Annotated in this window: 27 protein-coding genes, 2 tRNA genes and 1 pseudogene; 26 read left to right on the top strand and 4 right to left on the bottom strand. The window is 40.8% G+C overall.

Annotated features, from left to right (window positions below; translation table 11 throughout):
- Positions 1 to 374: pseudogene (locus JQM81_RS06300) on the bottom strand (SAM-dependent methyltransferase); the annotation flags it as partial.
- Positions 375 to 590: 216 nt separating this feature from the next.
- On the opposite strand from JQM81_RS06300, the gene JQM81_RS06295 reads away from it, so the two are divergent.
- The 12 genes from JQM81_RS06295 (at position 591) to JQM81_RS06240 (ending at position 10,872) form a co-directional block, all read left to right on the top strand.
- Positions 591 to 1,076, top strand: coding sequence for an RNA polymerase sigma factor (locus JQM81_RS06295; RefSeq protein ID WP_235232688.1), 486 nt, complete (start codon positions 591 to 593; stop codon positions 1,074 to 1,076).
- Positions 1,073 to 1,741 carry a zf-HC2 domain-containing protein gene (locus JQM81_RS06290; RefSeq protein ID WP_235232687.1) on the top strand — a complete coding sequence of 223 codons (669 nt, stop codon included), beginning with the start codon at positions 1,073 to 1,075 and terminating at the stop codon, positions 1,739 to 1,741. Before JQM81_RS06295 ends, JQM81_RS06290 begins: the two co-directional genes overlap by 4 nt.
- Before the next feature lie 186 nt (positions 1,742 to 1,927).
- Positions 1,928 to 2,863 carry a substrate-binding domain-containing protein gene (locus JQM81_RS06285; protein ID WP_235232686.1) on the top strand — a complete coding sequence of 312 codons (936 nt, stop codon included), beginning with the start codon at positions 1,928 to 1,930 and terminating at the stop codon, positions 2,861 to 2,863.
- Between the two features lies 1 nt (position 2,864).
- Complete coding sequence (gene pstC / locus JQM81_RS06280) at positions 2,865 to 3,758, top strand: phosphate ABC transporter permease subunit PstC (protein WP_235232685.1); 894 nt, start codon at positions 2,865 to 2,867, stop codon at positions 3,756 to 3,758.
- Positions 3,751 to 4,614: a phosphate ABC transporter permease PstA gene (gene pstA, locus JQM81_RS06275; RefSeq protein ID WP_235232684.1), complete on the top strand. Its 864-nt coding sequence runs from the start codon at positions 3,751 to 3,753 to the stop codon at positions 4,612 to 4,614. Before pstC ends, pstA begins: the two co-directional genes overlap by 8 nt.
- A gap of 12 nt (positions 4,615 to 4,626) precedes the next feature.
- The gene (gene pstB / locus JQM81_RS06270) at positions 4,627 to 5,376 is read left to right on the top strand and encodes a phosphate ABC transporter ATP-binding protein PstB (RefSeq protein WP_235232683.1); all 750 of its coding nucleotides are present in this window, start codon (positions 4,627 to 4,629) and stop codon (positions 5,374 to 5,376) included.
- Between the two features lie 3 nt (positions 5,377 to 5,379).
- Positions 5,380 to 6,033, top strand: coding sequence for a phosphate signaling complex protein PhoU (gene phoU, locus JQM81_RS06265; protein ID WP_235232682.1), 654 nt, complete (start codon positions 5,380 to 5,382; stop codon positions 6,031 to 6,033).
- A gap of 20 nt (positions 6,034 to 6,053) precedes the next feature.
- Entirely contained in the window at positions 6,054 to 6,728 is a 675-nt protein-coding gene (locus JQM81_RS06260) for a response regulator (RefSeq protein ID WP_235232681.1), read from the top strand.
- A gap of 59 nt (positions 6,729 to 6,787) precedes the next feature.
- Positions 6,788 to 8,113, top strand: coding sequence for a sensor histidine kinase (locus JQM81_RS06255; RefSeq protein ID WP_235232680.1), 1,326 nt, complete (start codon positions 6,788 to 6,790; stop codon positions 8,111 to 8,113).
- A gap of 102 nt (positions 8,114 to 8,215) precedes the next feature.
- A complete protein-coding gene (pepI, locus tag JQM81_RS06250) occupies positions 8,216 to 9,100 on the top strand; it encodes a proline iminopeptidase (protein WP_235232679.1) in 885 nt (294 codons plus the stop codon).
- Positions 9,093 to 9,977, top strand: a complete 885-nt coding sequence (locus JQM81_RS06245; protein ID WP_235232678.1) for a DMT family transporter — start codon at positions 9,093 to 9,095, stop codon at positions 9,975 to 9,977. The genes pepI and JQM81_RS06245 overlap by 8 nt, the downstream gene beginning before the upstream one ends.
- 121 nt (positions 9,978 to 10,098) lie before the next feature.
- On the top strand, positions 10,099 to 10,872 hold the full coding sequence (locus tag JQM81_RS06240) for a polysaccharide deacetylase family protein (protein WP_235232677.1): 774 nt from the start codon (positions 10,099 to 10,101) through the stop codon (positions 10,870 to 10,872).
- Here JQM81_RS06240 and JQM81_RS06235 read toward each other — a convergent pair.
- Entirely contained in the window at positions 10,859 to 11,503 is a 645-nt protein-coding gene (locus tag JQM81_RS06235; RefSeq protein ID WP_235232676.1) for a PduL/EutD family phosphate acyltransferase, read from the bottom strand. The genes JQM81_RS06240 and JQM81_RS06235 overlap by 14 nt on opposite strands.
- 171 nt (positions 11,504 to 11,674) lie before the next feature.
- Here JQM81_RS06235 and JQM81_RS06230 point away from each other — a divergent pair, with 171 nt between their 5' ends.
- The 8 genes from JQM81_RS06230 to JQM81_RS06195 all read left to right on the top strand — a co-directional run bounded on the left by JQM81_RS06230 (position 11,675) and on the right by JQM81_RS06195 (position 17,717).
- A complete protein-coding gene (locus tag JQM81_RS06230; protein ID WP_235232675.1) occupies positions 11,675 to 11,884 on the top strand; it encodes a hypothetical protein in 210 nt (69 codons plus the stop codon).
- A gap of 182 nt (positions 11,885 to 12,066) precedes the next feature.
- On the top strand, positions 12,067 to 13,398 hold the full coding sequence (locus tag JQM81_RS06225; protein ID WP_235232674.1) for a glutamine synthetase family protein: 1,332 nt from the start codon (positions 12,067 to 12,069) through the stop codon (positions 13,396 to 13,398).
- A gap of 61 nt (positions 13,399 to 13,459) precedes the next feature.
- A complete protein-coding gene (locus JQM81_RS06220) occupies positions 13,460 to 14,008 on the top strand; it encodes an ANTAR domain-containing response regulator (RefSeq protein WP_235232673.1) in 549 nt (182 codons plus the stop codon).
- A gap of 16 nt (positions 14,009 to 14,024) precedes the next feature.
- Complete coding sequence (gene dapF, locus JQM81_RS06215; protein ID WP_235232672.1) at positions 14,025 to 14,870, top strand: diaminopimelate epimerase; 846 nt, start codon at positions 14,025 to 14,027, stop codon at positions 14,868 to 14,870.
- A 43-nt stretch (positions 14,871 to 14,913) separates the two neighbouring features.
- Entirely contained in the window at positions 14,914 to 16,128 is a 1,215-nt protein-coding gene (locus JQM81_RS06210) for an LL-diaminopimelate aminotransferase (RefSeq protein ID WP_235232671.1), read from the top strand.
- A gap of 236 nt (positions 16,129 to 16,364) precedes the next feature.
- Positions 16,365 to 16,435 (top strand) — tRNA-Gln (locus JQM81_RS06205).
- A 52-nt stretch (positions 16,436 to 16,487) separates the two neighbouring features.
- Positions 16,488 to 16,561 (top strand) — tRNA-Pro (locus JQM81_RS06200).
- 286 nt (positions 16,562 to 16,847) lie between these two features.
- Positions 16,848 to 17,717, top strand: coding sequence for a CorA family divalent cation transporter (locus tag JQM81_RS06195; protein WP_235232670.1), 870 nt, complete (start codon positions 16,848 to 16,850; stop codon positions 17,715 to 17,717).
- Positions 17,718 to 17,860: 143 nt separating this feature from the next.
- Here the strand turns inward: JQM81_RS06195 and JQM81_RS06190 are convergent, their stop codons facing one another.
- Positions 17,861 to 18,394 (bottom strand): HdeD family acid-resistance protein, encoded by a 534-nt coding sequence (locus tag JQM81_RS06190; RefSeq protein ID WP_235232669.1) that lies wholly within the window; start codon positions 18,392 to 18,394, stop codon positions 17,861 to 17,863.
- Between the two features lie 72 nt (positions 18,395 to 18,466).
- Complete coding sequence (locus tag JQM81_RS06185; RefSeq protein WP_235232668.1) at positions 18,467 to 18,907, bottom strand: Hsp20/alpha crystallin family protein; 441 nt, start codon at positions 18,905 to 18,907, stop codon at positions 18,467 to 18,469.
- Positions 18,908 to 19,174: 267 nt separating this feature from the next.
- Here JQM81_RS06185 and JQM81_RS06180 point away from each other — a divergent pair, with 267 nt between their 5' ends.
- From JQM81_RS06180 to JQM81_RS06155, 6 genes are read left to right on the top strand one after another with little or no spacing between them, the layout of a single operon-like run.
- On the top strand, positions 19,175 to 19,579 hold the full coding sequence (locus tag JQM81_RS06180; protein WP_235232667.1) for a DUF4118 domain-containing protein: 405 nt from the start codon (positions 19,175 to 19,177) through the stop codon (positions 19,577 to 19,579).
- On the top strand, positions 19,543 to 20,667 hold the full coding sequence (locus JQM81_RS06175) for a sensor histidine kinase (protein WP_235232666.1): 1,125 nt from the start codon (positions 19,543 to 19,545) through the stop codon (positions 20,665 to 20,667). Before JQM81_RS06180 ends, JQM81_RS06175 begins: the two co-directional genes overlap by 37 nt.
- On the top strand, positions 20,654 to 21,409 hold the full coding sequence (locus JQM81_RS06170) for a response regulator (RefSeq protein WP_235232665.1): 756 nt from the start codon (positions 20,654 to 20,656) through the stop codon (positions 21,407 to 21,409). Before JQM81_RS06175 ends, JQM81_RS06170 begins: the two co-directional genes overlap by 14 nt.
- Complete coding sequence (locus JQM81_RS06165; protein WP_235232664.1) at positions 21,393 to 22,310, top strand: DMT family transporter; 918 nt, start codon at positions 21,393 to 21,395, stop codon at positions 22,308 to 22,310. Before JQM81_RS06170 ends, JQM81_RS06165 begins: the two co-directional genes overlap by 17 nt.
- Positions 22,311 to 22,682 carry an ATP-binding protein gene (locus tag JQM81_RS06160; protein ID WP_331473093.1) on the top strand — a complete coding sequence of 124 codons (372 nt, stop codon included), beginning with the start codon at positions 22,311 to 22,313 and terminating at the stop codon, positions 22,680 to 22,682. It abuts the gene before it with no gap.
- On the top strand, positions 22,675 to 23,376 hold the full coding sequence (locus JQM81_RS06155; RefSeq protein ID WP_235232663.1) for a response regulator transcription factor: 702 nt from the start codon (positions 22,675 to 22,677) through the stop codon (positions 23,374 to 23,376). Before JQM81_RS06160 ends, JQM81_RS06155 begins: the two co-directional genes overlap by 8 nt.
- Positions 23,377 to 23,470: the final 94 nt, after the last annotated feature.

Below are 23,470 nucleotides of genomic sequence, written 5' to 3'. Positions count from 1 at the left end.
GTGTAAGCGAATAGATTCAATACCTTGATCGGACGGCCTGCATTTCGAATCTTCTCTGAAAACCAGTCCCAGTTCGCTGCCTGCTCCGGAAACAATCCGGTATGTTTAAAGCTAAATGGCTTCAGATTAAAAGTCAGATCACCATAGTGAATCTGCCACTGCTCCGGCAGATGAAAGAATTCCCATTCTCCGCCGCCCTTCTTACTGCGGTGATAATGTCCGTTCATATGCTTCCAGCCGTGTTCGGTCTTCGGAGTGTCCCAGATGACCTGCGGGTCCGGACGAACCAGAATATACTGTCCCCAGCGTTCAAGTTTTTCACCCTTACTGCAATCTATTACTTCGTAATCTTTCCAATGGTCTGCAATCCACATAATCTATAATCCTCTCTTTATAGCATCATGGTGTATCCACGTAAGGTACATATCAGATGCCAGATATTATTTTAGAATTTCAATAGGATTATAGCATGCTAAAATAGAAAAGAAAAGCCAGAATTGCGTTGCATTTAACTATGTAAATAATTTATTTGAAGTGTGTAACGAAATTTCTTATTTTTGGATATATAGGTATAACAAGGAGGTGAGAGAATGCTGGATATGGATTCCATATATCAAGAGCATGCCGAGTTAGTGTACAAGTTCCTTTTATCTTTATGCCATGAAGAGGATACGGCAGAAGAGTTGACGCAGGAAACATTTTATCAGGCAGTCCGGTCGTCAAAGAAATATGATGGAACCTGTAAAGTGTCAACTTGGCTGTGCCAGATTGCAAAGCATTTGTGGTACAGGGAACTGGAACGCAGAAAGAAGAAAGGAACAACCTCGCTTCTAGAAGAAATGCATTCTGGTAATGAATCTTTGGATGAAAAGTTTTGCCTGAAAGAAGAAAAGATGGAATTATTTCAGAAGGTGCACATTCTGGATGAAATTTCAAAAGAAGTGGTACTGCTTCGAATTACAGGAGCATTCTCTTTTAAAGAGATCGCGGAATTATTTGGAAAAAATGAAAACTGGGCGCGAGTGACATTCTATCGTGCAAAACAGAAAATTGTGAAAGGGTGGAAAAAAGAATGAAATGTGAAATTATCCGGGATTTATTACCAAGCTATATCGACGGATTAACAAGTGAAGAAAGCAACCAGGCAATTGAAGAACATCTGGAAGGTTGCAGAGAATGCCGTAGATACCTGGAGGAGATGCGAAAAGAAATTGTCACAGATAAGTTAGCGAAAGACGAGATAGAGAAAAGAAAAAAAGAGATTCAGCCATTGCTTAAAGTACGAAAAGTTAATCTGCATAAGATTTTCGCTGCCGTGATGGTGACAGCCATGATATGCGCCGTTTTATTTGGTGTATATGAAGCATATTACGAATATGGAAGGACCGCAGATTATAGTGACGTAAGAATTACTTATGAGAAAGTGGGAAACATAGTAACACTTGGGTTCCTGCCGCAGAATGAAAAAATATATATTAGTGCAGGTGTTATCAGTGTTGGAGAGGAAGAATGGCTTGAAATTATAAAATATCGTGTGAGCCCATTCAAGGAACCAGTTCGTACAGGAGGATATTACAGATTTACCTTCATTGATGAAGATACCATCTTAGATTCTGACGGTAAGGGAACCATAGATTTAACCGGAAATGAAGAGATAAAAATACACTTCGCAGATGTTACGAAAACAGTGAACATCAAAGATTTGTATACAGAAAAAGGAATAACGGACTTAGAGAACTAAATGGGTACAGGGCATTTTTCATTTGGGTACACCACATTTTGCAATTGGGGACGTAGTATTTTTGCAAAATACTACGTCCCCAATTTAACATTTATTTTACATTCCTGAGATTTCAGATTTTACATTGCGCCTTTATGATAACAACTGTGAAGAAAACAAAAAGCAAAATCAAAGGAGAAATTGAATATGAAATTGAAAAAGTTTATTGCAGTATTAGCAACAGTTGGTATGATTGCAAGTCTTGCAGTTGGTTGTGGAAGTTCTGATGCAGATTCTTCTGCAGAGGGAGAGGATGCAGCTACAGAAGAGACAGCAGAAGGTGGAGATTGGGATCCTTCTATGGATATCACAATCGTATCAAGAGAAGATGGATCTGGTACAAGAGGAGCATTTATTGAATTGTTCGGAATTGAAGAGAAGGATGAATCTGGCGAGAAGATTGATATGACAACCGAGGAAGCTCAGATTACGAACAGTACATCTGTTATGCTGACAACCGTAGCTGGAGATGATTATGCGATTGGTTATGTATCACTTGGTTCTCTTGATGACAGTGTCAAGGCAGTAAAGATTGATGGAGCAGAAGCAACAGCAGAGAACGTTAAGAGCGGTGAATACAAAGTATCAAGACCATTTAACATTGCCACAAAAGAAGGAATGGACAACGAAGTTGCAAATGATTTCATTACATTTATCATGAGTAAAGAAGGACAGCAGGTTATTTCTGATAATGGTTACATTGCTTCTGATGACGCTGAGCCATATGCAGGAACAGCTCCTTCAGGAAAAGCTGTTGTTGGTGGATCTTCATCTGTATCTCCTGTAATGGAAAAATTAATCGAAGCTTACAAAGAAGTAAATGTAAATGCTGAGATTGAACTTCAGACAACAGATTCTACAACAGGTATGACATCTACTATTGATGGAAGCTATGACATCGGTATGGCATCTCGTGAACTGAAAGACGAAGAATTAAGTGCAGGTCTCGTACCACAGGTAATTGCAACAGATGGTATCGCAGTTATCGTAAATAAAAATAATACGACAGATGAGCTGACAAGTGATCAGGTAAAAGCAATCTACACAGGTGAAGCTCTTACATGGGATGAGGTATTAGAATAATATGAAATCGAAAGCATGGACTGAAAAATTCATGCAGGGAGTGTTCTTCATTGCCGCCTGCGCTTCGGTGTTGGCGGTAGCTCTCATTTGTGTGTTTTTATTTGCAAATGGTATCCCTGCAATGAAAGAGATCGGATTTGGCAAATTTCTGACTGGAGAGATATGGAAACCGAATAATGACATATATGGAATCCTTCCGATGATTGTCGGAAGCCTCTATGTAACGGCAGGTGCGATTGTATTTGGCGTGCCGATTGGTATTTTAACAGCGGTGTTTATGGCATTTTATTGTCCAAAGCAGATCTATAAACCGTTGAAAACGGCGACAGAATTGCTGGCTGGAATTCCGTCGGTTGTATATGGATTCTTTGGACTTGTAGTATTAGTTCCATTGATTCGCAATATAGGAAGGAGTTTAAAAGAGATGGGAATCTTAAGATCTGCTGGAAATGGAAGCAGTATTCTTACCGCATCTCTTCTGCTTGGAATGATGATTCTTCCTACCATCATAGGGTTGACAGAATCCTCTCTTCGGGCAGTGCCGTCACAGTATTATGAAGGCGCAGTCGCCCTGGGGGCAACACATGAGAGAGCAATCTTTAAAGTTGTTCTTCCTGCTGCAAAGTCTGGCGTGGTTGCAGCAATTGTGCTGGGAGTAGGCCGTGCGATCGGTGAGACGATGGCCGTGATCATGGTAGCAGGAAATCAGGCAAGAATGCCGGCGGGTATATTTAAAGGAGTCAGGACACTGACAGCGAACATTGTTATCGAGATGGGATATGCAGCCGGTCTTCACAGAGAAGCACTGATAGCAACAGGTGTGGTGTTGTTCGTATTTATACTGATCATTAATTTCTGTGTAGCACTATTAAACAGGAGGAACGATCATGAGTAGTAATGAAGTTACATTTAAGCAAAAAATGAAATCATACAAAAGGACACCAGGTTCCTTTGTTGTAATGCTTCTGGTAATGCTTTCTGCAATCCTGACATTTACGGTGTTGATTTTCTTGATTGCATATATTTTGATCCATGGAGTGCCATATATAAACCCCTCCTTGTTTTCAATGAATTATACTTCTGAAAACGCATCCTTAATGCCAGCGCTGATTAATACGATTATTATGACGTTTTTATCGCTGGTGATAGCAGTACCATTTGGAATTTTTTCTGCGATATTTTTGGTGGAATATGCAAAGAGAGGAAATAAATTTGTAGAAATAATCCGATTGACTACAGAGACTTTGCAGGGAATTCCTTCTATTGTCTATGGTCTGTTCGGAATGTTGTTCTTTGTTACGACATGTGGATGGGGATTCTCCATTCTGGCGGGTGCATTTACCCTGTCTATTATGGTACTTCCACTGATCATGAGAAGTACAGAAGAGGCCCTGAAGGCAGTGCCGGATTCTTATCGGGAAGGAAGTTTTGGACTTGGCGCCGGCAAACTTCGTACAGTGTTCCGGATTGTATTGCCTTCAGCAGTGCCGGGTATTCTGGCAGGTGTGATCCTGGCAATCGGAAGAATCGTAGGTGAGACGGCGGCACTGATTTATACTACTGGAACGGTAGCTGATTTCCCAAAGAGTGTCATGAGTTCAGGAAGAACACTGGCAGTACATATGTATAATCTTGCCAGTGAAGGATTATACATGGATCAGGCTTATGCAACAGCCGTTATCCTGCTGGTGTTAGTGGTTGGAATCAATACATTGTCTAGCGTTGTGGCGAAGAAATTAACGAAAGTATAGAGAGGAATTGTCATGAGTAAAATTAGCATAAAAAATATGGAGCTGTATTACAGTGATTTTCATGCTTTGAAAGATGTTAATCTTGAGATTGAAGCAAATAAGATTACTGCATTTATCGGCCCTTCCGGATGCGGAAAATCCACTTTGCTGAAATCCATTAACCGAATGAATGATCTGGTAGAGGGATGTCGTATTGAAGGGGAGATTCTTCTGGATGGTCAGGATATTTTCAAAGATATAGATGTGAATCTGTTGAGAAAAAGGGTAGGAATGGTTTTTCAAAAACCAAATCCATTTCCAATGAGTATCTATGATAATATCGCTTATGGCCCAAGAACACACGGAATTCATTCAAAATCTAAACTGGATGAGATTGTAGAAAAATCTCTGCGCGATGCGGCAATCTGGGATGAATGCAAAGACCGTCTGAAGACCAGTGCGCTTGGAATGTCTGGCGGACAGCAGCAGAGACTTTGCATTGCAAGAGCGCTTGCAGTACAGCCAGAAGTGCTGCTGATGGATGAGCCGACATCCGCGCTTGACCCCATCTCAACTTCCAAGATTGAAGACCTTGCGATGGAACTGAAAAAAGATTATACTATTGTCATGGTCACACATAACATGCAGCAGGCAGTGCGTGTATCTGACAATACAGCCTTCTTTTTGTTAGGAGAAGTTATAGAATACAATGATACTGAAAAATTATTCTCCATACCGGCAGATAAGAGAACAGAGGATTATATTACAGGGAGGTTTGGTTAAGATATGCGTAATAAGTTTGATATGCAGCTGCAGCATCTGAATGAACAGTTGATCCACATGGGAGAGTTATGTGAAGTTGCCATTAACCGTGCAACCACGGCATTACAGAAAGGTGATATTGAGCAGGCAAGAGAAGTACGCGAGGCAGATGAAGAGATTGACCAGATGGAGAAGGATATTGAACGTCTGTGTCTGAAGCTGTTACTACAGCAGCAGCCGGTAGCCAGAGATCTTCGCCAGATTTCGGCAGCGCTAAAGATGATCACCGATATGGAACGAATCGGAGATCAGGCATCCGATATTGCGGAAATCATTATTTCTGAAGGAAGGGTTGAGCCGACGGAGATACCAAGAATCGGTCAGATGTCTGAAGCAGCAGCTAAGATGGTCAGAGACAGTGTGACTGCTTATGTAGAGAAGAATCTCGAGCTTTCAAGAAATGTCATGGAAGCAGATGATGAAGTTGATAAGATGTTCGAGGAAAATAAGCAGGAGCTGGTGGAATTCATTGCCGAGAATAAGGGTAACCAGGGAGTAAAGGTTATAGACCTTATCATGGTGGCCAAATATCTGGAACGAATCGCAGATCATGCCACGAACATTGCGGAGTGGGTAGAATTTTCTATTACCGGAATTCATAAAGAGAGTAAGGTATAGAAAGCGTAAGGAGACAGTTTATGATATTTTGTGTAGAGGATGACAGTAATATTCGAGAATTAGTCGTATACACATTAGAGACCACGGGCTTTAAAGCGCGTGGTTTTGAAGATGGAAAGGAATTTTTGGAAGCGTTGGCGCTGGAGACACCGGAACTTGTTCTGATGGATATTATGCTTCCCGGTGAAGATGGGATAGAGTTGCTGAAAAGATTAAAAGCATCGCCGAAAACACGGGATATCCCTGTAATCATGGTGACGGCGAAGGGAGCAGAATATGATAAAGTGAAAGGACTGGATCTGGGGGCAGATGACTATGTAACGAAACCGTTTGGTATGATGGAATTGATTTCCAGAATTAAAGCGGTGCTTCGAAGGAGTCAGAAAAGTTCTAATGAGCTGCAGGATATTATTAAGGTCGGAGATATTGAGATCGATACCAAGAAACACGAAGTAACGGCGTCGGGAGAGATTGTGAATCTGACTTTGAAGGAATACGAATTGCTAAAGCGACTGATGAAGAATTCTAATATTGTGATGACTCGTGATCTTCTCCTGGAAGAAATCTGGGGTTATGATTTTGATGGCGAGACCAGAACGGTGGATGTCCATGTCAGGACCCTGCGTCAGAAGCTTGGGAAAAGTGGAGAGAGAATAGAGACAGTCCGTGGTGTGGGTTATCGTATGCGCGAATAGATGTCACTGTCCCTGTCGATATAATGATTCAGAGTGAAAGTATGTTGGAGAAGGAGCGGATGACAACAGTGAGACTAAGGAACCGAATACAGAAGAGCATGATTCTGGTCATTGCGACAACGCTTCTGATTGCTTATGCAATGACAACATTTGTAATATACCATCAGACGGTAAATGTGATGGAAGATGAACTTCAGCAGGAAGCAGATTATATCCGGGCAGCGATAGAAATATCCGGTGTAGACTATCTGCAGGAGATGGATGCGGTACGTAAGAGTACAAGAGTGACTCTGATTGATGAGGATGGACAAATCTTATATGATTCTCAGCAGGGAAAGATGGAATTAGAGAATCATAAGAATCGGCCGGAAGTTCAGGAGGCAATGAAGTCCGGAACCGGAAAAGATGTCAGAGAATCAGATACTATGAGGCAGGAAATGTTCTATTATGCAGAACAGCTTCCTGACCACACAATCTTACGTGTGGCTAAAAGTGTGGATACTGCATTTTACACGGCAATGAAGATATTGCCGGGAATCGGAATTATTGCAATCCTGATGCTGGTATTTGCATGGGGATTATCCAGACAACAGGTAGGCAGGCTGATACGGCCGATTAATGAATTGAATCTTGAGAATCCTTTGGATCATGAGATGTATGAGGAACTGACGCCGTTACTAGAACGAATTGATGAGCAGAACAAGACCAAAGATGCAGTTGCAAATATGCGAAAAGAATTTTCTGCAAACGTATCCCACGAGTTGAAGACCCCGCTTACTTCCATATCCGGGTATGCCGAGATCATGATGAATGGCATGGTACGGCCAGAAGATACGAATAAATTCTCAGAACGCATTTATAATGAAGCAAAACGATTGATCACACTGGTAGAAGATATTATCAAGTTGTCTAAACTGGATGAGGGCGGTGTAGAACTTGAAAAAGAAGATGTTGATCTTTATGCACTTACGCGAGAAATCGTAAGTCGGCTTGCACCACAGGCGACGAAAAGAAATGTCCATGTTGAGCTGACCGGAGAATCTGTAATCTGCCGTGGCGTTCGTCAGGTCATTGATGAGATGATTTATAATATCTGTGAAAATGCGATTAAATACAATAAAAAGGGAGGTTCAGTCAGTATCTGGGTTGGCGGTACTTTAAAGGGCAAAAAAGTTATTGTCACAGATACGGGTATTGGAATCCCGACAGACCAACAGGAACGAATCTTCGAGCGCTTCTACCGTGTAGACAAGAGCCATTCCAAAGAAACCGGAGGTACCGGACTGGGACTGTCAATTGTAAAACACGGTGCAATCCTGCATGGAGCACAGATTCGCGTAGAGAGCGAAGTGGGAAAAGGAACCAAGATGGAACTCACCTTTTAGGAAGGAGGGGATGGGGGAATTTGCAAATTCCCCATCCCCTCTATTGCTATTTGAAAATAAATTAATTATAATAGGGAAAGAAGAAAAAGGGGGTTTTCAACTATGGAGATTAAAGAAGGCTATATGCCATACCTGGAGTACAAAACTTATTATCGTATTGTAGGAAAGAAAACTGGAGATAAGAAGCCATTGGTATTATTACATGGCGGGCCAGGATCTACCCACAATTATTTTGAAGTGTTAGACAGACTGGCAGAGGAAGATGGACGTCAGATTGTCATGTATGATCAGATTGGATGTGGAGAATCTTATGTAGAGAATCGTCCGGATCTGTGGAATGCAGAGACATGGATTAACGAGTTGATTGCTTTAAGAGAACATCTAGGACTGGATGAGATGCACCTTTTGGGACAGTCCTGGGGTGGAATGTTGCTTTTGGATTATGTATGTAATCATAAGCCAGAAGGACTTAAGAGCCTGATTCTTTCCAGCACACTTCCGGCTTCCTGGATGTGGGGAATTGAACAGCATCGTATGATTAAGGAACTTCCGCAGGAGATGCAGGATGCAATTGAGAAAGCAACATCTACCAATGATTACAGTGATCCGGCATATCAGGCAGCAGAGACGGAATATATGCTTCGTCATGCAGCAGGAGCTGTTACAGAGGATTCACCAGAATGTCTGCGCCGTCCGGTGAAAAAAGGCGGAGAATCTTATGTAGTGGGATGGGGCCCGAATGAATATACTCCTATGGGAACATTGAAAGATTACGATGTTACAGAACAGTTAAAAGATATCAAAGAGCCAACACTTGTGATTAATGGCGGTAATGATCTGTGTACACCATATATCGCAAAATATATGTATGACAGAATCCCGAATTCCAGATGGGAATTGTTCCGTACCTGTCGTCATATGTGTTTCGTAGAGGATAATGACAGATATGTTGAGCTAATGAAGGAATGGCTGAACGCAAATGACTAGAAAAAAAGGCTTTATCGCCGCATTTGCGGCAGGGTTGCTATGGGGCGGAACAAGCCCCATAGCACAATTTTTGTTCCAACATAAAGGAATTACTTCTACCTGGCTGGTTCCATACCGATTAGTGACGGCTGGGATTCTTCTGTTTCTTTATGCAGTATTGATCAAAAAGGAAAAACCGTTTGAGGTATGGAAGGACAAGAGCGATGGAGTCCGGCAAGTAGCATTTTCCATTCTGGGAATGATGGGAATGCAGTATTCTTTTTTTGCGGCAGTGCAGGAGACTAATGCTGGAACAGCTACTATTTTCCAATATCTGAACCCGGCAATCTTGATTTTATATTTTGCGGTGATTTACAGAGTGGCACCCAAAACGAAAGAAATCATAGCGGTATTGTGCTCCATATCGGGAATTTTCCTGGTGGCAACCCATGGCAATATCCATGAATTGTCGATTTCTCCCAAAGGAATTATTCTAGGCATGATTCTGGCCCTTACCACTTGCTTTTATGGTGTGCTTCCAGGACCGCTACTTAAGAAATTCCCGGCTGAGATTATCTGCGCATGGGCTATGGTTGTGGGCGGAGCAACTCTCATGATTGCGATAAGGCCCTGGAGATATGAGATAGAGATTGACTGGATAGTTATAGCTGGATTTTTCGCAATTGTTATTATGGGAACCATTTTACCATTTTGCTTTTATCTTGCTGCACTGAAAAGTGTTGGTTCGGTGTATGCAGGACTACTGTCCAGTGTGGAACCAGTTGCAGCTACCATCTTGGCGGCAGTATTTCTGGGGACCAGCTTTCAGATGGTTGATGTAGTGGGATTTGTTCTTGTACTTTCTACAATGTTTATATTAAACATTAATGCAATGTAAAAGGGGATGTGCTATGAAAAAGTGCATCCTTTTTCTTTTGGGAGAATAAGAAAGATTTGAAGAGGTAGGACAAAATCCAGATACATATATTAGTAGTAAATGTATGGCTGGAGTCTTATTTATGAAAGAAGAAAATAAGAGAAAATGGAAGAATTACGGAGTGTTTGCAATGGTACTGCTTATTGCTCTGTCAGGTTCCTACAAGTATATTTCCAGTTACACGACCGTTTCCAGTAATGTAAATGGAAGGGAGCTTCCTATCTATTCTGTGGAGACATCGGAGAAAAAAGTAGCGTTAAGCTTTGATGCGGCCTGGGGAGATGAAGATACGCAGAAGATTCTGGACATCTTAAAAAAACACAATGTCCATGTGACTTTCTTTATGACTGGCGGATGGGTGGAAAAATATCCAGAGGATGTCAAAGCAATAAAGGAAGCCGGGCATGATCTTGGAAATCACAGTGAGAACCATAAGAATATGTCGCAATTATCGAAAGAAGAGCAGAAAGAAGAGATCATGAAAGTCCATGAGAGAGTAAAAGAACTGACGGGAGTGGAGATGCAGCTCTTCCGTCCGCCTTATGGAGATTATGATGATGAGGTGGTTCGGACTGCACAGGAATGCGGATATTATCCGATTCAGTGGTCCGTGGATAGTTTGGATTGGAAAGACTATGGAGTACAAAGTATCATAGACACCGTATTAAACCATAAAGATCTAAAAAACGGTGCTATCATTCTCTGTCATAACGGTGCAAAATATACTGCACAGGCACTGGAACAATTGCTGACAGGTTTAGAAGAACAAGGCTATCAGATCGTTCCGGTGTCAGAATTGATTTATAAAGAAGATTATCATATGGATGTGACCGGGCGTCAGATTAAAAACGATTGATGCCGTTCTGAACTTCTTCTGCCCATTTCTGAAGATTGTAGGTTCGTCCGCCGAAGAGTTTTAACAATGCTCCGGTTGGATGGTTGTCATTGGCAAAAGCGTTGGCCTCGTCGGTGTCAACATGCATTGCCAGTGCAAAATTCGGATTCACACGGACAACAACATCAGCAAAAATTAATGAACGTTCGAAACTCTCCATAATTACGAAAACTTCGTCATTATCTTTGACATTTAACTGAATAGCCTGCACAGGAGTCATATGGATATGACGCTTGGCAACAATAACACCGTGGTCGAGTTCGATGCTCCCGTTCGGGCCTTCCAGGACACAGCCAGGAGTACCGGCTGTGTCACCAGACTGACGGATGACACCGGGGATACCAAGCTTGCGGGAATCTGTCATGGAGATTTCTACTTGCGTTTCGTTACGAAAGGGACCGAGCACAGCAACTTTTTCAAAGGAACCCTTAGGACCTCTGACAGCAACACGTTCTTTGCAGACGTATTGTCCAGGCTGGCTTAACTCGGCTTTAAATGTCAGATCACGGTCTTCGCCAAATAATATATTAAAATCCTCGCGACACAGATGAATGTGGCGCGCACTTGTTTCGATAGGTATTGCAAGTCCCATAATTCTTTCACCTCATTCGTAGAATATCTATATTCTATCAAAAATAAAATGATATTTCAATTCGGAAATGTAATATTTGCTTTTGTCAAAGAGCAAAATCTGCTATAATGAACACAGGTATATGTAATCAGAAAATGAAGGGTATATATAATGAATAAAGGAGGTATCACTATGAAAGAAATATGGCAAAGTATAAAGGATTTTCTGGCAAGAGACTGGACCCCTGCAGAGAAAGTACTGGTAATCTTATGCGCAGTGCTGGCAGGAATTGTGTATGGATTTTTGCTGGCTCCGATTAAAAGGGGAATCAGCTGTGGCAACAATAATGGGAATTCTTATGTACAGACGGATGACGGCTATTGGTTAGATGACGAAGATTAGAGCATGATTTGCAGAATCTTAGGCATTTTGTCACGTTGACAAAGTGCCTTTTTCTATCTATAATCTAAGAAGTAAAACAAAGGCGTTTTCATCATGGCATGAGAGCGCCCATTTTTATATAAATCAGGCAGATAAGAAAAGACATCTGGAAGAAGTACTTATATAATTAGGAGGAAAAAATCATGAATAATTATACGAGAAAAGATATTTTGAGAATGGTGGAAGAAGAGGATGTGGGATTTATCCGCCTGCAGTTCACAGATATCTTTGGAACAATGAAGAATGTTGCAATTACCACCAGTCAGTTGGAGAAGGCATTGGATAATCAGATTATGTTTGATGGCTCTTCCATAGAAGGATTCGCAAGGATTGAAGAATCGGATATGTATCTTTATCCAGATTTGAATACTTTTGAGATCTTTCCGTGGAGACCACAACAGGGGAAGGTAGCGAGGTTGATCTGTGATGTATATAAGACGGACGGAACTGCTTTTGAGAGTGATCCGAGATATATCTTGAAAAAAGTTATGACGGAAGCCAGAAGCATGGGGTATGAATTTAATGTAGGACCGGAATGTGAATTTTTCCTGTTCCATACCGATGATGATGGCCTTCCGACGACTTTGTCACACGAATGTGCAAGTTACTTTGATTTGGGACCTTTAGACCTGGGAGAAAATGCAAGACGAGACATGGTATTAACTCTGGAAGATATGGACTTTGAGATTGAAGCATCCCATCACGAAGTGGCACCGGCACAGCATGAGATTGATTTCCGCTATGATGAGGCATTGGCAACCGCGGATAATATTATGACATTTAAACTGGTCGTGAAGACAATTGCAAAGCGCCACGGTCTGCATGCTACATTTATGCCAAAACCAAAATATGGAATCAATGGTTCAGGAATGCATCTGAATATGTCGCTGAGCAGAGATGGAATCAATGCATTCCAGGATAAAAAGGATTCAAATGGGTTGAGTAAAGAGGCATATTACTTTATAGGTGGAATCATGAAGCATATGAAGGCAATCAGTTTTATTACGAATCCAATCGTAAATTCCTATAAACGTCTGATTCCAGGATATGAAGCTCCGGTTTATATTGCGTGGTCTGCAAAGAACAGGACACCATTGATTCGGATTCCGGGAAGCCGGGGAGAAGGAACAAGAGTGGAACTTAGAAGCCCGGATCCTTCAGCAAATCCATATCTGGCTCTTGCGGTATGTCTGGCAGCAGGGCTGGATGGAATTAAGCATGAGATTATGCCTCCTCACAGTATTGACTGTAATATCTATGAGATGACAGAACAGGAGAGAATGGATGCAGGAATCGAGAATCTTCCGGGAAGTCTTCTGGAAGCAGCAAAAGAATTCGAAAAAGATGCCTTTATTCAGGATGTCTTGGGAGAAGATCTGTCAAAGAAATATATTAAAGCAAAGACAAAAGAATATGAAGATTATCGTGCACAGGTTACAGAATGGGAGCTTGGCAAGTACTTACACCGCCTGTAAATACTCCTGTTGAAACACGTAGACAATTCAAAGGAAGACGGAGATAACAGGGGGTGTAAGTTTGGTTGGTATTATTGTTGTATTTCCAAATCGGGATAATGCAACGAATATTCGCAACCTGTTAGTACGAGGAGGCATGGATGTGACCGGGGTATGCACTACAGGTGCCCAGGCAATGCATTATGCAGATACTGTAGATGAAGGAATAGTGATATGTGGCTATAAGCTGAAGGATATGATGTACACGGAACTTCGTGAATATCTGCCGGATAATTTTGAGATGTTATTAATCGCGTCTCAGGAAAAATGGAGCAATGGTCTGATCGAAGGGGTTGTAGGATTGTCAATGCCGATTAAAGTATATGATCTGATCAATACGATGGAGATGATGCTTCGTTCCATAGACAGAAGGCGGAAGAAGAGAAAGTTACAGCAGAAGAACCGGAATCCAGAACAGCAGGCTTTGATTAATAAAGCTAAGGAATTGTTGATGGCGCGTAATAATATGTCAGAGGAAGAAGCGCACAGATATCTACAGAAGAGTAGTATGGACAGCGGAACGAATATGGTCGAGACAGCAGAGATGGTATTAAGCATTATGGCCGAATAGGAATAAGGAGATTAATATGAAGTTTACAAAGATGCAGGGACTGGGAAATGATTATGTCTATGTAAATTGTTTCCGGGAAAAGATTGAGAATCCTCCGGAAGTTGCGAAGTATGTGAGTGACAGACATTTCGGAATCGGATCTGATGGATTGATTATGATAAACCCGTCAGAAGTGGCAGATTTTGAGATGGAGATGTATAACGCAGATGGTTCGAGGGGCGAGATGTGTGGTAACGGAATCCGCTGTGTTGCAAAATATGTATATGATTATGGACTTACAGATAAGACAAGTATCTCTGTAGAGACCCTTGGAGGTATTAAATATCTGGATCTCACAGTAAAAGATGGAAAAGTAGCGTTGGTCAAGGTCGATATGGGCAGACCGGAATTAAAACCGGAAAATATTCCAATTATTGCAGAGGGGAACCGTGTGGTCAACGAGCCAATCGTAGTAGATCAGATGGAATATCGGATGACAGGTGTATCCATGGGAAATCCGCATGCGGTGGTATATATGGACGATGTAAAAGGACTTGATATCGAAAAAATCGGACCAAAATTCGAGAATCATGAACGTTTTCCAAAGCGAATCAACACAGAATTTGCCAGAGTCATTGACAGACAGACGGTAGAAATGCGTGTGTGGGAGAGAGGTTCCGGAGAGACACTGGCATGTGGAACCGGAGCTTGTGCAGTGGCTGTATCCAGTATCTTAAATGGACTGACCGATCATAAAGTAACGATTCAGTTATTAGGTGGAGATCTGCAGATTGAATGGGATCAGGAAGCCGACAAGGTCTATATGACAGGACCTGCAGCAACCGTATTCGATGGAGAGATTGATATTTCTGGCATTCTATAGCTTAGAATCAATGTATATGAGAAAAAGAGAAGGAGAAAGAACAATGTTTAAAGTAAACGAAGATTATTTGAAATTACCAGGAAGTTATCTTTTTTCGACGATTGGTAAGAAAGTAGCAGCTTTTCAGGAGGCAAATCCAGATAAAAGTATTATACGTCTTGGAATCGGAGATGTAACTCAGCCTTTGGCACCTGCGATCATTGATGCGTTACACAGTGCGGTAGATGAGATGGCGCATGCTGAGACTTTCCATGGATATGCACCGGATCTTGGATACGAATTCTTAAGAAGCGCTATGGCAAAAAATGATTATCAGAATAGAGGCTGTGATATTAAGGCAGATGAGATCTTTATTTCCGATGGAGCAAAATGTGACTCTGGTAATATTCAGGAAATCTTTGCAAAAGACAATAAGATTGCCGTATGTGACCCGGTATATCCAGTATATGTAGATACAAACGTAATGGCTGGACGTACAGGTACTTACGATGCAAAGACAGAAACTTGGAGTAATGTTATCTATATGCCATGTACCAAGGAGACAAACTTTGCGCCAGAACTTCCAAAAGAGACACCAGATATCATCTATCTGTGCTTCCCAAATAACCCGACCGGATCTACGATTACCAAGGATCAGCTACAGGAATGGGTTGATTATGCCAATAAAGTTGGTGCAGTTATCATCTACGATGCAGCTTATGAAGCATATATTTCCGAAGAAAATGTTCCACACAGTATCTACGAGTGTGAAGGTGCAAGAACCTGTGCGATCGAGCTTAGAAGTTTCTCGAAGAATGCAGGATTTACAGGAGTAAGACTTGGCGCAACCGTTATTCCAAAAGACGTAAAGAGTGGAGATGTGATGTTGCATTCTCTGTGGGCAAGACGTCACGGCACAAAATATAATGGAGCTCCATACATCGTACAGAAAGCCGGAGAGGCAGTATACTCAGAAGCCGGAAAAGCCCAGTTAAAAGAGCAGGTCGCTTATTATATGAAGAATGCAAAGACAATCTATGAAGGATTAAAAGGAGCTGGTTATAACGTATCTGGTGGTGTCAATGCACCATATATCTGGCTGCAGACTCCAGATGGAATGACCTCCTGGGAATTCTTTGATTATCTGCTGGAAAAAGCAAATGTAGTAGGTACTCCTGGATCAGGATTCGGTCCAAGCGGAGAAGGATACTTCAGACTGACTGCATTTGGTTCTTATGAGAATACCGTAGCAGCAATTGAGAGAATTAAGAGGATCTAGGGCGAGAAAGTCTGCAGGCTGAGAAGTCAAAGCGTTAGGATGGCTCAGGATGCTTGAATGTCCGGTGCCTATCCTAACACCTGACAATCTCAAGCTGTGCGACGTTCTCGTGTGTGGAGTGTGCGCAGTTGTTTTGGAGGTAGAAGAAAAATTCGAGAAAAATGAAAAAAAATAAAAAAAGGGGTTGCTTTTTTTGAAAAACTTGGTATAATATAATATGTTCGCTGGAAACACATTGCGGATTGGTGTAATGGCAGCACAGCAGACTCTGACTCTGTTAGTAGAGGTTCGAGTCCTCTATCCGTAGTTCCTTGGCAGGGGCGCCGGATGTCTTCTTGTAAGATGTCCGGTTCTTTTATCGGAGTGTGGCTCAGCTTGGTAGAGCGCTACGTTCGGGACGTAGAGGTCGCGTGTTCGAATCACGTCACTCCGACTGGGACTCATGAATACCACAAAGCTTGGATTATAGGCTTTGTGGTGTTTTTTTTATTCTAAATTATTTCTTGGAAAAATCAAAAAAATCATTTCTTTTCTCTTGGTACTAAAAAAGTACTAAAAATATTATAAGAATGTATTTGGGCATCTGAATGCGATATTAATATGTCTGATGTTGCTATTTGGTTATTGTGCTTGTGACAGTTCCTGCCAATTCGTATTTGCATTTCATAAAAATAAAGAGTATCCTGATTTACTAGAGAAGAATAAAGGAAGAAAGGAGTATGAGAGATTCTATGAAGAAGTTGCAGTTCCTTACGATCATAAAGGAAGATGAATTTCGAGAATTGAAGAAGGATTTTCCGCATGATAAAGAATTATTACACAGTATCAGATCAATCCGATACTGCAAAGCAGAAGTGTATCAGGATTGTATTCTGGGAACTTTGCGAGTACCGAAAAAAAATGAAAAACGTACATCTCAGATTTCCTGTGGATTTTACATGACAGATAAAGAACTTTTTTTAATTGAGTGCAATGGGGATCTGAAACACTGGATAGAGAAAAAAGAAGAACAGTTTCAGCAGTTGAAATCGCCGGATCAGTTTCTTCTTAAAATGATGGAAGTGATGATTGAAAATGATCTTTTGTATCTGTTACATTTAGAAAAAGAGATTGAAAAGATGGAAGACCAGCTCATAAAAAATGTTCCGGATGATTTCTTTACAGTACTTACAAGGTATCGTCAGAGACTTTCGGAGTTGGATGCCTATTATGAGCAACTTACTGTGATTGGTGATCTACTCCAGTCTCAAGATGGAATTTCTATCATCTGTAATACAGAACAGTGGAATCGTTATGCACTTCGTACAGAACGGCTGCAAAACCATGTACAGTTGCTTCGGGAGAATATACTACAGTTACGGGAATTGTACCAATCTCAGCAAGATGCACAGCAGAATAAGATTATGTGTATTCTGACGGTTGTCACAACGTTATTCCTTCCTTTGACACTTTTGACTGGATGGTATGGTATGAATTTTGTAAATATGCCAGAGCTGCAGTGGAAATACGGATATGTTGCAGTGATTGCAATTGCAGTAATAACAATTATTCTGGAACTTATTTATTTTAAAAAGAAAAAATTGTTGTAGGATAAGATTATCCGTAGAGAGCAAGAGAATTGTTTTTGAAATTAGCTATTCGTTAAAAAAGGCTGCACACAATTTTGTATGCAGCCGAATCTATATGAAGAGGTGCCTTTTTTCCTCCTTGGCAATGTTATTTTTGTTATATTTTACATCCAGAAGCGATTGGAAAAGCATCCACGCATAACAGATACAATACCCTGTAGGATCAAGAAAAATCCGATTACCCAGGCCATAGCTGCAATACTTGCAAATGGATGTGTGAATGACAGAAAACCAATCACAGTCAGCAGGATTCCAAGTACTGTAAACCAGCCCCAGCCCTTTACTCCCAGTTTTTGAAGGTCGAAAGAATTAACCAGTTTGGTGATACCTGAAAAAATCAGCCACATTCCTAAAATAAAGGAAATAGTCATTGCTGTAAACCATCCATTTCCCAAAATGAATAAAGACATCAGTATGGTCAGAATGCCGTCAGCAAGAAACCAGCCAGAGCCTGCCATATAATCATGACCGGCTGCAAATATCACAATATCTATAATGCCGGAAAACATCATGGCAACTCCAAAGATAATGGGAAGACCATAAAGAATTTCTCCAGGATTCCTCAAACATCCGATCCCGATTATAATCAGAAAGATTCCGGCTAAAATCCATAATACTCTTGATGTCGTTTTACTCATATCAAAAACCTCTTTCCTGCTTGTATTTAGCTTTTAAAACAGGCAGAGGTTTTATTCCCTGCCCGTTTGAGATTAACCTTCGATGGCAATATAATGTGAGTTGTTTTCTACTGCCTTCCGCTCTTTTGGAACAGTAAAGGAAAGAATACCATTTTCAAATTTCGGATGGATGTCTTCTCTCTGAACATTATTTCCTACATAAAAGCTTCTGCTTACATTTCCGGCATAACGCTCGCGGCGGATATATTTTCCTTCCTTATCTTTTTCGTCTTTATCCAGACCTTTTGCCGCACTTACGGTTATGTAACCATTTTCAAGCTGAATCTGAATCTCGTCTTTCTTAAATCCCGGAAGATCAATGGCCACTTCGTAAGTGTTGTCTTTTTCCTTCACATCGGTCTTCATGATATGGGGAGCATGTTTCCCATACAATTTTTTATCGATGTCCGGGAAAGCAAAATCATCCAAAAAATCATCAAATAAACTTTCTCCAAAAATACTAGGCATTAACATAAGTCATATCTCCTTTCATGACATAAACTAAAGTTTGCACTATCGGAGAAACCCGAAGTGTTGATTTATGAATATCAGGAAGAGAAATCAGTTCCTCTTCCTTTGTTCTACGTGTAATATAACACACGGATTAGCACTCGTCAATAGAGAGTGCTAATAATTCTGTGAAGATTTTGTGAACTTGAATGCCATGTTTCATGGGATTGAAAAACAGCCTGTGTGTGCTTTACTTAATGGGGAAAATACGATAATAAAGAGGCGATTGTAATGAGTAAAACAAAAGAAGTACTGTTGAGTCTGTTAAAACTGGCGGCAGTTGTCTTTGTAGCTACCATACTTGGAAAGATATTTACAGGACTGGGATTTCCAGAGACTAACATTGTAGTGATGTATCTTTTGGCTGTTCTTTTGGTTGCAAGATTTACATCAGGATATCAGTATGGGATTTTATCAGCGGTAGTTTCATTACTATGTTATAATTATTTTTTTACAGAACCCTATCATACGCTTGCTGTAAATGATCCGGAGTATCTGGTTACTTTTTCAATCATGCTGACAACTTCCATTCTTACGAGTGCCCTGACAACAAAAGAAAAACTTTTAATGAAAGAGGAAAAGAAAGCCAGATTTTATATATGCTCTCCAGTAAACTGTCGGATGCTTCAGATATAGAAGCAGTTCTGAAAATCGCTGCAGAAAGTATCAGCCATCTTCTTCAGATAAATGTTGGATGTATTTATATTGGAGGACAGTCTGCACCGATCTACATTCAGCAGTCAGGAAAAGAACAGATTCACAGAGGATTGCCGGATGCAGAAGAGATTCGGAAGAAATATACAGATCTTCGGACAGAATATCTGGAAGAAGAGGACACTTATGGATATCCGGTTAATGGGAGGGAACATTTGCTGGCAGTGATAAAAATTGATAAAACTGTGAATGCGGAACAGCTGCAGGAAAAGAAAAAGCTGTTGCATTCTATCATAGAAAATGTCTCCATGGCGATGGAACGTATTGAAGTAACGGTAGAAAGAGTGCGTGACAGAGAAAATATGGAACGGGAAAGAGAACGGGCGAATCTTCTGCGTGCGATTTCCCATGATCTTCGGACGCCGTTATCAGGTATTATGGGAACTTCGGAAATGCTGATGGATATGACAGACAAAGAAGACAGACGTCAGGAACTGCTTCAAGGTATTTATCAGGATGCCGACTGGCTGAAATCTTTAGTAGAAAATATCTTAAGTCTGACCAGACTGCAGGATGGTAAAATTGTGATACATAAGGAAATGGAAGCAATCGAAGAAGTGATTGGATGTGCGGTTGCTCATGTGGAACGAATTTTCCCGGATCGTGCGATACAGGTAGAGATACCGGAAGAGTTTCGGTTAGTGCCCATGGATGCAAAGCTGATTGAGCAGGTAATTACCAATCTGTTGGACAATGCAGTAAAACACACAAGACCGCAGGAAGCCATTACTGTTTCTGCCAGTTACACAGAAGATGAACTACTGGTTTCTGTCCGAGACGAAGGAGAGGGAATTGCAGAAGCAGATGTTTCTAATTTGTTTAAAATATTTTATGCGTCTAAAGCCCGTTCGGCTGATGTGAAAAGAGGAATCGGGCTGGGGCTTACAATCTGTGAAACGGTGATAAATGCCCATGGAGGAACAATTACCGGACGGAACCGGACGGATAGAAAGGGAGCAGAGTTTCTCTTTACATTACCGCTTACGGAAGGAGAAAGTGAAATTGTTTAAAGAAAAAATACTGATTATAGAAGATGATGTACAGATACAGAATTTTATGGTTTATACATTGGAAAATGCAGGTTTTTCTGTGGAAGGTGTAGTGAATGGGAAAGATGGCATCTCCTATATGGTAAGGAAAAATGCAAATCTGATCTTATTGGATCTGGGCCTTCCGGATATGGATGGAATGGAAGTACTCCATAAAATCCGGGAATGGTCAGAAGTTCCTATCATTATCGTTTCTGCAAGGGATCAGGATAAAGAAAAGGCTGCGGCTTTGGATGATGGCGCGGATGACTATCTGACGAAACCTTTTTCTGCAACAGAGCTGATGGCCAGAATCCGGGTGGCACTGCGGCATTACTATCGTATGAATCATTCGGAATCAGAGGAAAGACCTGATGATACCGTATATGTAAATGGAGATCTGAAACTGGATAATGGGGCGCATATTGCCTATAAGGATGACAAGGAGATTCATCTGACCCCTTTGGAATATCAGCTGTTGCTTTTATTTATGCAGAATCCGGGAAAGGTACTTACCTACCATACGATTTTACGGAAGATATGGGGAGAAGGATACGGGGAAGATACACAGGTACTTCGTTCTGTAATGGCTTCCACCCGAAGAAAAATCGAACGGAATCCGGCAAAACCGGAGTATATGGAGACGGAAATAGGAATCGGATACCGGATGCGAGAGCATGAAGCCGTAAAAAATGGAGATGAGGAAAATGGAACAAATATTTAGGAATAGTAAATATAAGTCCATATTGGCAATTTTTTGTGCTTTTGGATGGTCATTGGCTTATCCGCTTATAAAAATCGGGTATCAGGAATTTCAAATAGCTTCAGCTGATTTGGGAGGAAAAGTCTTATTTGCCGGAATAAGATTCTTTTTTGCAGGTATGCTGGTTTCGGCATTTTGCTGTTTGAGAAAAAAGAAACTGGAATTAGAAAATAAAAATGACTTATGGTGGCTGATTTTTCTTGCTATAGTAAATGTAACCCTTCATTATATGTTTGCATATATAGGGTTGGGATATAACCCGAGTGCAAGGTCTACCATTTTGGATTCTATGGGAGGTTTTTTCTTAATTATTCTCTCAACGATTATATTTTCTGATGACAAAGTATCATTTCCTAAAATGATTGGATGTGTATTAGGGATTGCGGGAATTGTAGCAATTAATATTCAACCGGGAGCGGATTTCTTTGAAAATATTACATTTAGAGGGGACGGAATGATTCTTCTAAATGCAGGTTGTGCAGCACTCGGTGGTGTCATAACACGAGTAGCTTCAAAGAAAATGAATATGATGCAGGCAACAGGACAAAGTATGATGATAGGAGGAGCATTGCTTCTGGCAATTGGCTTGATCATAGGGACAAATAGTCCCTGGTGTGTAAATGTGAAAGGAATGATTGTATTAATAGCGTTAATCATGATTTCAGCAGTTTGTTTTGCTATTTATAATGAGCTGCTTTCGTATCATCCGATTAGTAAGATAGCAATTTTTAATGCATTGATTCCTGTTTTAGGAGTAATATTCTCAGCATTACTACTTAAAGAAGAATTGAAATGGCAATATTTTATTGCTGTAATGATGGTTGCTTGTGGTATTTATCTTGTGAATAAAAAGAGATCATAGATGCAGCTCGTTAATGTGGACTCACGACTGATCCTTCAGGTAATTATCAATATTGTAGATAATGCAGTGAAGTATACTCCTCCAGGTGGAGAGATTGTGATATCTACAAAGAAAGAAAAAAGTTTTGTCCATGTGCAGATTGCAGATACTGGAAAGGGAATTTCGGATGAAGATAAACCGCATATTTTTGAAATGTTTTATACGGCAAATAATGAAATAACAGATTCGAAACGGAGTCTGGGTCTTGGGCTTGCTCTCTGTAAATCAATTATCAATGCACATGGAGGAAGAATAACGGTCTATGACAATAAACCGAAAGGTGCCGTTTTTGATTTTACGGTGCCTGCTGAGGAGGTAGAGATTCATGAATAATTCAAATATTCTGGTGGTAGAAGATGATTTTGCTATTCGCAGTCTGATTACCACCGCTCTTGAGACGGAAAATTATAAATATCATGTAGCAAAAAATGGGAAGCAAGCGATTATCGAGGTAACAACGCAGTCACCGGAACTGATTCTTTTGGATCTGGGACTTCCTGATATAGATGGGATTGATGTGATTAAGAAAATACGTTCTTGGTCTACTGTCCCAATTACTGTGATAAGTGCCAGAAGTGAAGATAAAGATAAAATTGATGCTCTGGATGCAGGGGCTGATGATTATATTACCAAGCCATTTTCAACAGCAGAACTTCTTGCCAGAATCAGAGGAAACTATCTAAGGATTCAGTACATACAAAATAATCAGCAGGGCGGAACTCCTGTCTTTCATAATGGTAGCTTAACAATTGATTATCAAATGCAGACAGTATATGTGAAAGAGGAAGAGATTCATGTGACTCCGATTGAATATAAAATTTTATGCCTGTTGGCGAAAAACCTTGGAAGAGTGCTGACCCATACCCATATCACGAAGGAAATATGGGGAAGTTCTCTGGAGGGAGACATTGCTTCACTCAGGGTTCATGTGGCAACTGTGAGGAAAAAAATAGAAAAGAAAGACATCTCTAATAAATGTATCCAGACACATATAGGGATTGGCTATTGTATGGTGAAGCAGGAGTAGTGTCTTTGGTTTTAAATAATAGGAAAGCATAGAGAGAGCGAAATGGTTGTATACGGTTATCACAGGACCAGCACAAAGGAGCAGATCCGAAAAC

Origin of the sequence: Faecalicatena contorta, from assembly GCF_021531895.1 — a bacterium.
Classification (GTDB): Bacteria; Bacillota; Clostridia; order Lachnospirales; family Lachnospiraceae; genus JAFBIX01.
The sequence above is the reverse complement of the archived record's forward strand: the minus strand, read 5'-3'. Positions and strand labels throughout refer to the sequence as shown.

Bases quoted from the DNA above. Each gene is read 5' to 3' on its own strand.
- JQM81_RS06190 (WP_235232669.1), bottom strand. From the start codon at position 18,394: ATGAGTAAAACGACATCAAGAGTATTATGGATTTTAGCCGGAATCTTT.
- JQM81_RS06240 (WP_235232677.1), top strand. From the start codon at position 10,099: ATGAAAGAAGAAAATAAGAGAAAATGGAAGAATTACGGAGTGTTTGCA.
- JQM81_RS06210 (WP_235232671.1), top strand. From the start codon at position 14,914: ATGTTTAAAGTAAACGAAGATTATTTGAAATTACCAGGAAGTTATCTT.
- pepI (WP_235232679.1), top strand. From the start codon at position 8,216: ATGGAGATTAAAGAAGGCTATATGCCATACCTGGAGTACAAAACTTAT.
- pstA (WP_235232684.1), top strand. From the start codon at position 3,751: ATGAGTAGTAATGAAGTTACATTTAAGCAAAAAATGAAATCATACAAA.
- pstC (WP_235232685.1), top strand. From the start codon at position 2,865: ATGAAATCGAAAGCATGGACTGAAAAATTCATGCAGGGAGTGTTCTTC.
- JQM81_RS06195 (WP_235232670.1), top strand. From the start codon at position 16,848: ATGAGAGATTCTATGAAGAAGTTGCAGTTCCTTACGATCATAAAGGAA.
- JQM81_RS06285 (WP_235232686.1), top strand. From the start codon at position 1,928: ATGAAATTGAAAAAGTTTATTGCAGTATTAGCAACAGTTGGTATGATT.
- JQM81_RS06235 (WP_235232676.1), bottom strand. From the start codon at position 11,503: ATGGGACTTGCAATACCTATCGAAACAAGTGCGCGCCACATTCATCTG.
- JQM81_RS06290 (WP_235232687.1), top strand. From the start codon at position 1,073: ATGAAATGTGAAATTATCCGGGATTTATTACCAAGCTATATCGACGGA.
- JQM81_RS06230 (WP_235232675.1), top strand. From the start codon at position 11,675: ATGAAAGAAATATGGCAAAGTATAAAGGATTTTCTGGCAAGAGACTGG.
- JQM81_RS06165 (WP_235232664.1), top strand. From the start codon at position 21,393: ATGGAACAAATATTTAGGAATAGTAAATATAAGTCCATATTGGCAATT.
- dapF (WP_235232672.1), top strand. From the start codon at position 14,025: ATGAAGTTTACAAAGATGCAGGGACTGGGAAATGATTATGTCTATGTA.
- JQM81_RS06225 (WP_235232674.1), top strand. From the start codon at position 12,067: ATGAATAATTATACGAGAAAAGATATTTTGAGAATGGTGGAAGAAGAG.
- JQM81_RS06155 (WP_235232663.1), top strand. From the start codon at position 22,675: ATGAATAATTCAAATATTCTGGTGGTAGAAGATGATTTTGCTATTCGC.
- JQM81_RS06185 (WP_235232668.1), bottom strand. From the start codon at position 18,907: ATGTTAATGCCTAGTATTTTTGGAGAAAGTTTATTTGATGATTTTTTG.
- pstB (WP_235232683.1), top strand. From the start codon at position 4,627: ATGAGTAAAATTAGCATAAAAAATATGGAGCTGTATTACAGTGATTTT.
- JQM81_RS06245 (WP_235232678.1), top strand. From the start codon at position 9,093: ATGACTAGAAAAAAAGGCTTTATCGCCGCATTTGCGGCAGGGTTGCTA.
- JQM81_RS06260 (WP_235232681.1), top strand. From the start codon at position 6,054: ATGATATTTTGTGTAGAGGATGACAGTAATATTCGAGAATTAGTCGTA.
- phoU (WP_235232682.1), top strand. From the start codon at position 5,380: ATGCGTAATAAGTTTGATATGCAGCTGCAGCATCTGAATGAACAGTTG.
- JQM81_RS06295 (WP_235232688.1), top strand. From the start codon at position 591: ATGCTGGATATGGATTCCATATATCAAGAGCATGCCGAGTTAGTGTAC.
- JQM81_RS06160 (WP_331473093.1), top strand. From the start codon at position 22,311: ATGCAGCTCGTTAATGTGGACTCACGACTGATCCTTCAGGTAATTATC.
- JQM81_RS06180 (WP_235232667.1), top strand. From the start codon at position 19,175: ATGAGTAAAACAAAAGAAGTACTGTTGAGTCTGTTAAAACTGGCGGCA.
- JQM81_RS06255 (WP_235232680.1), top strand. From the start codon at position 6,788: ATGACAACAGTGAGACTAAGGAACCGAATACAGAAGAGCATGATTCTG.
- JQM81_RS06175 (WP_235232666.1), top strand. From the start codon at position 19,543: ATGCTCTCCAGTAAACTGTCGGATGCTTCAGATATAGAAGCAGTTCTG.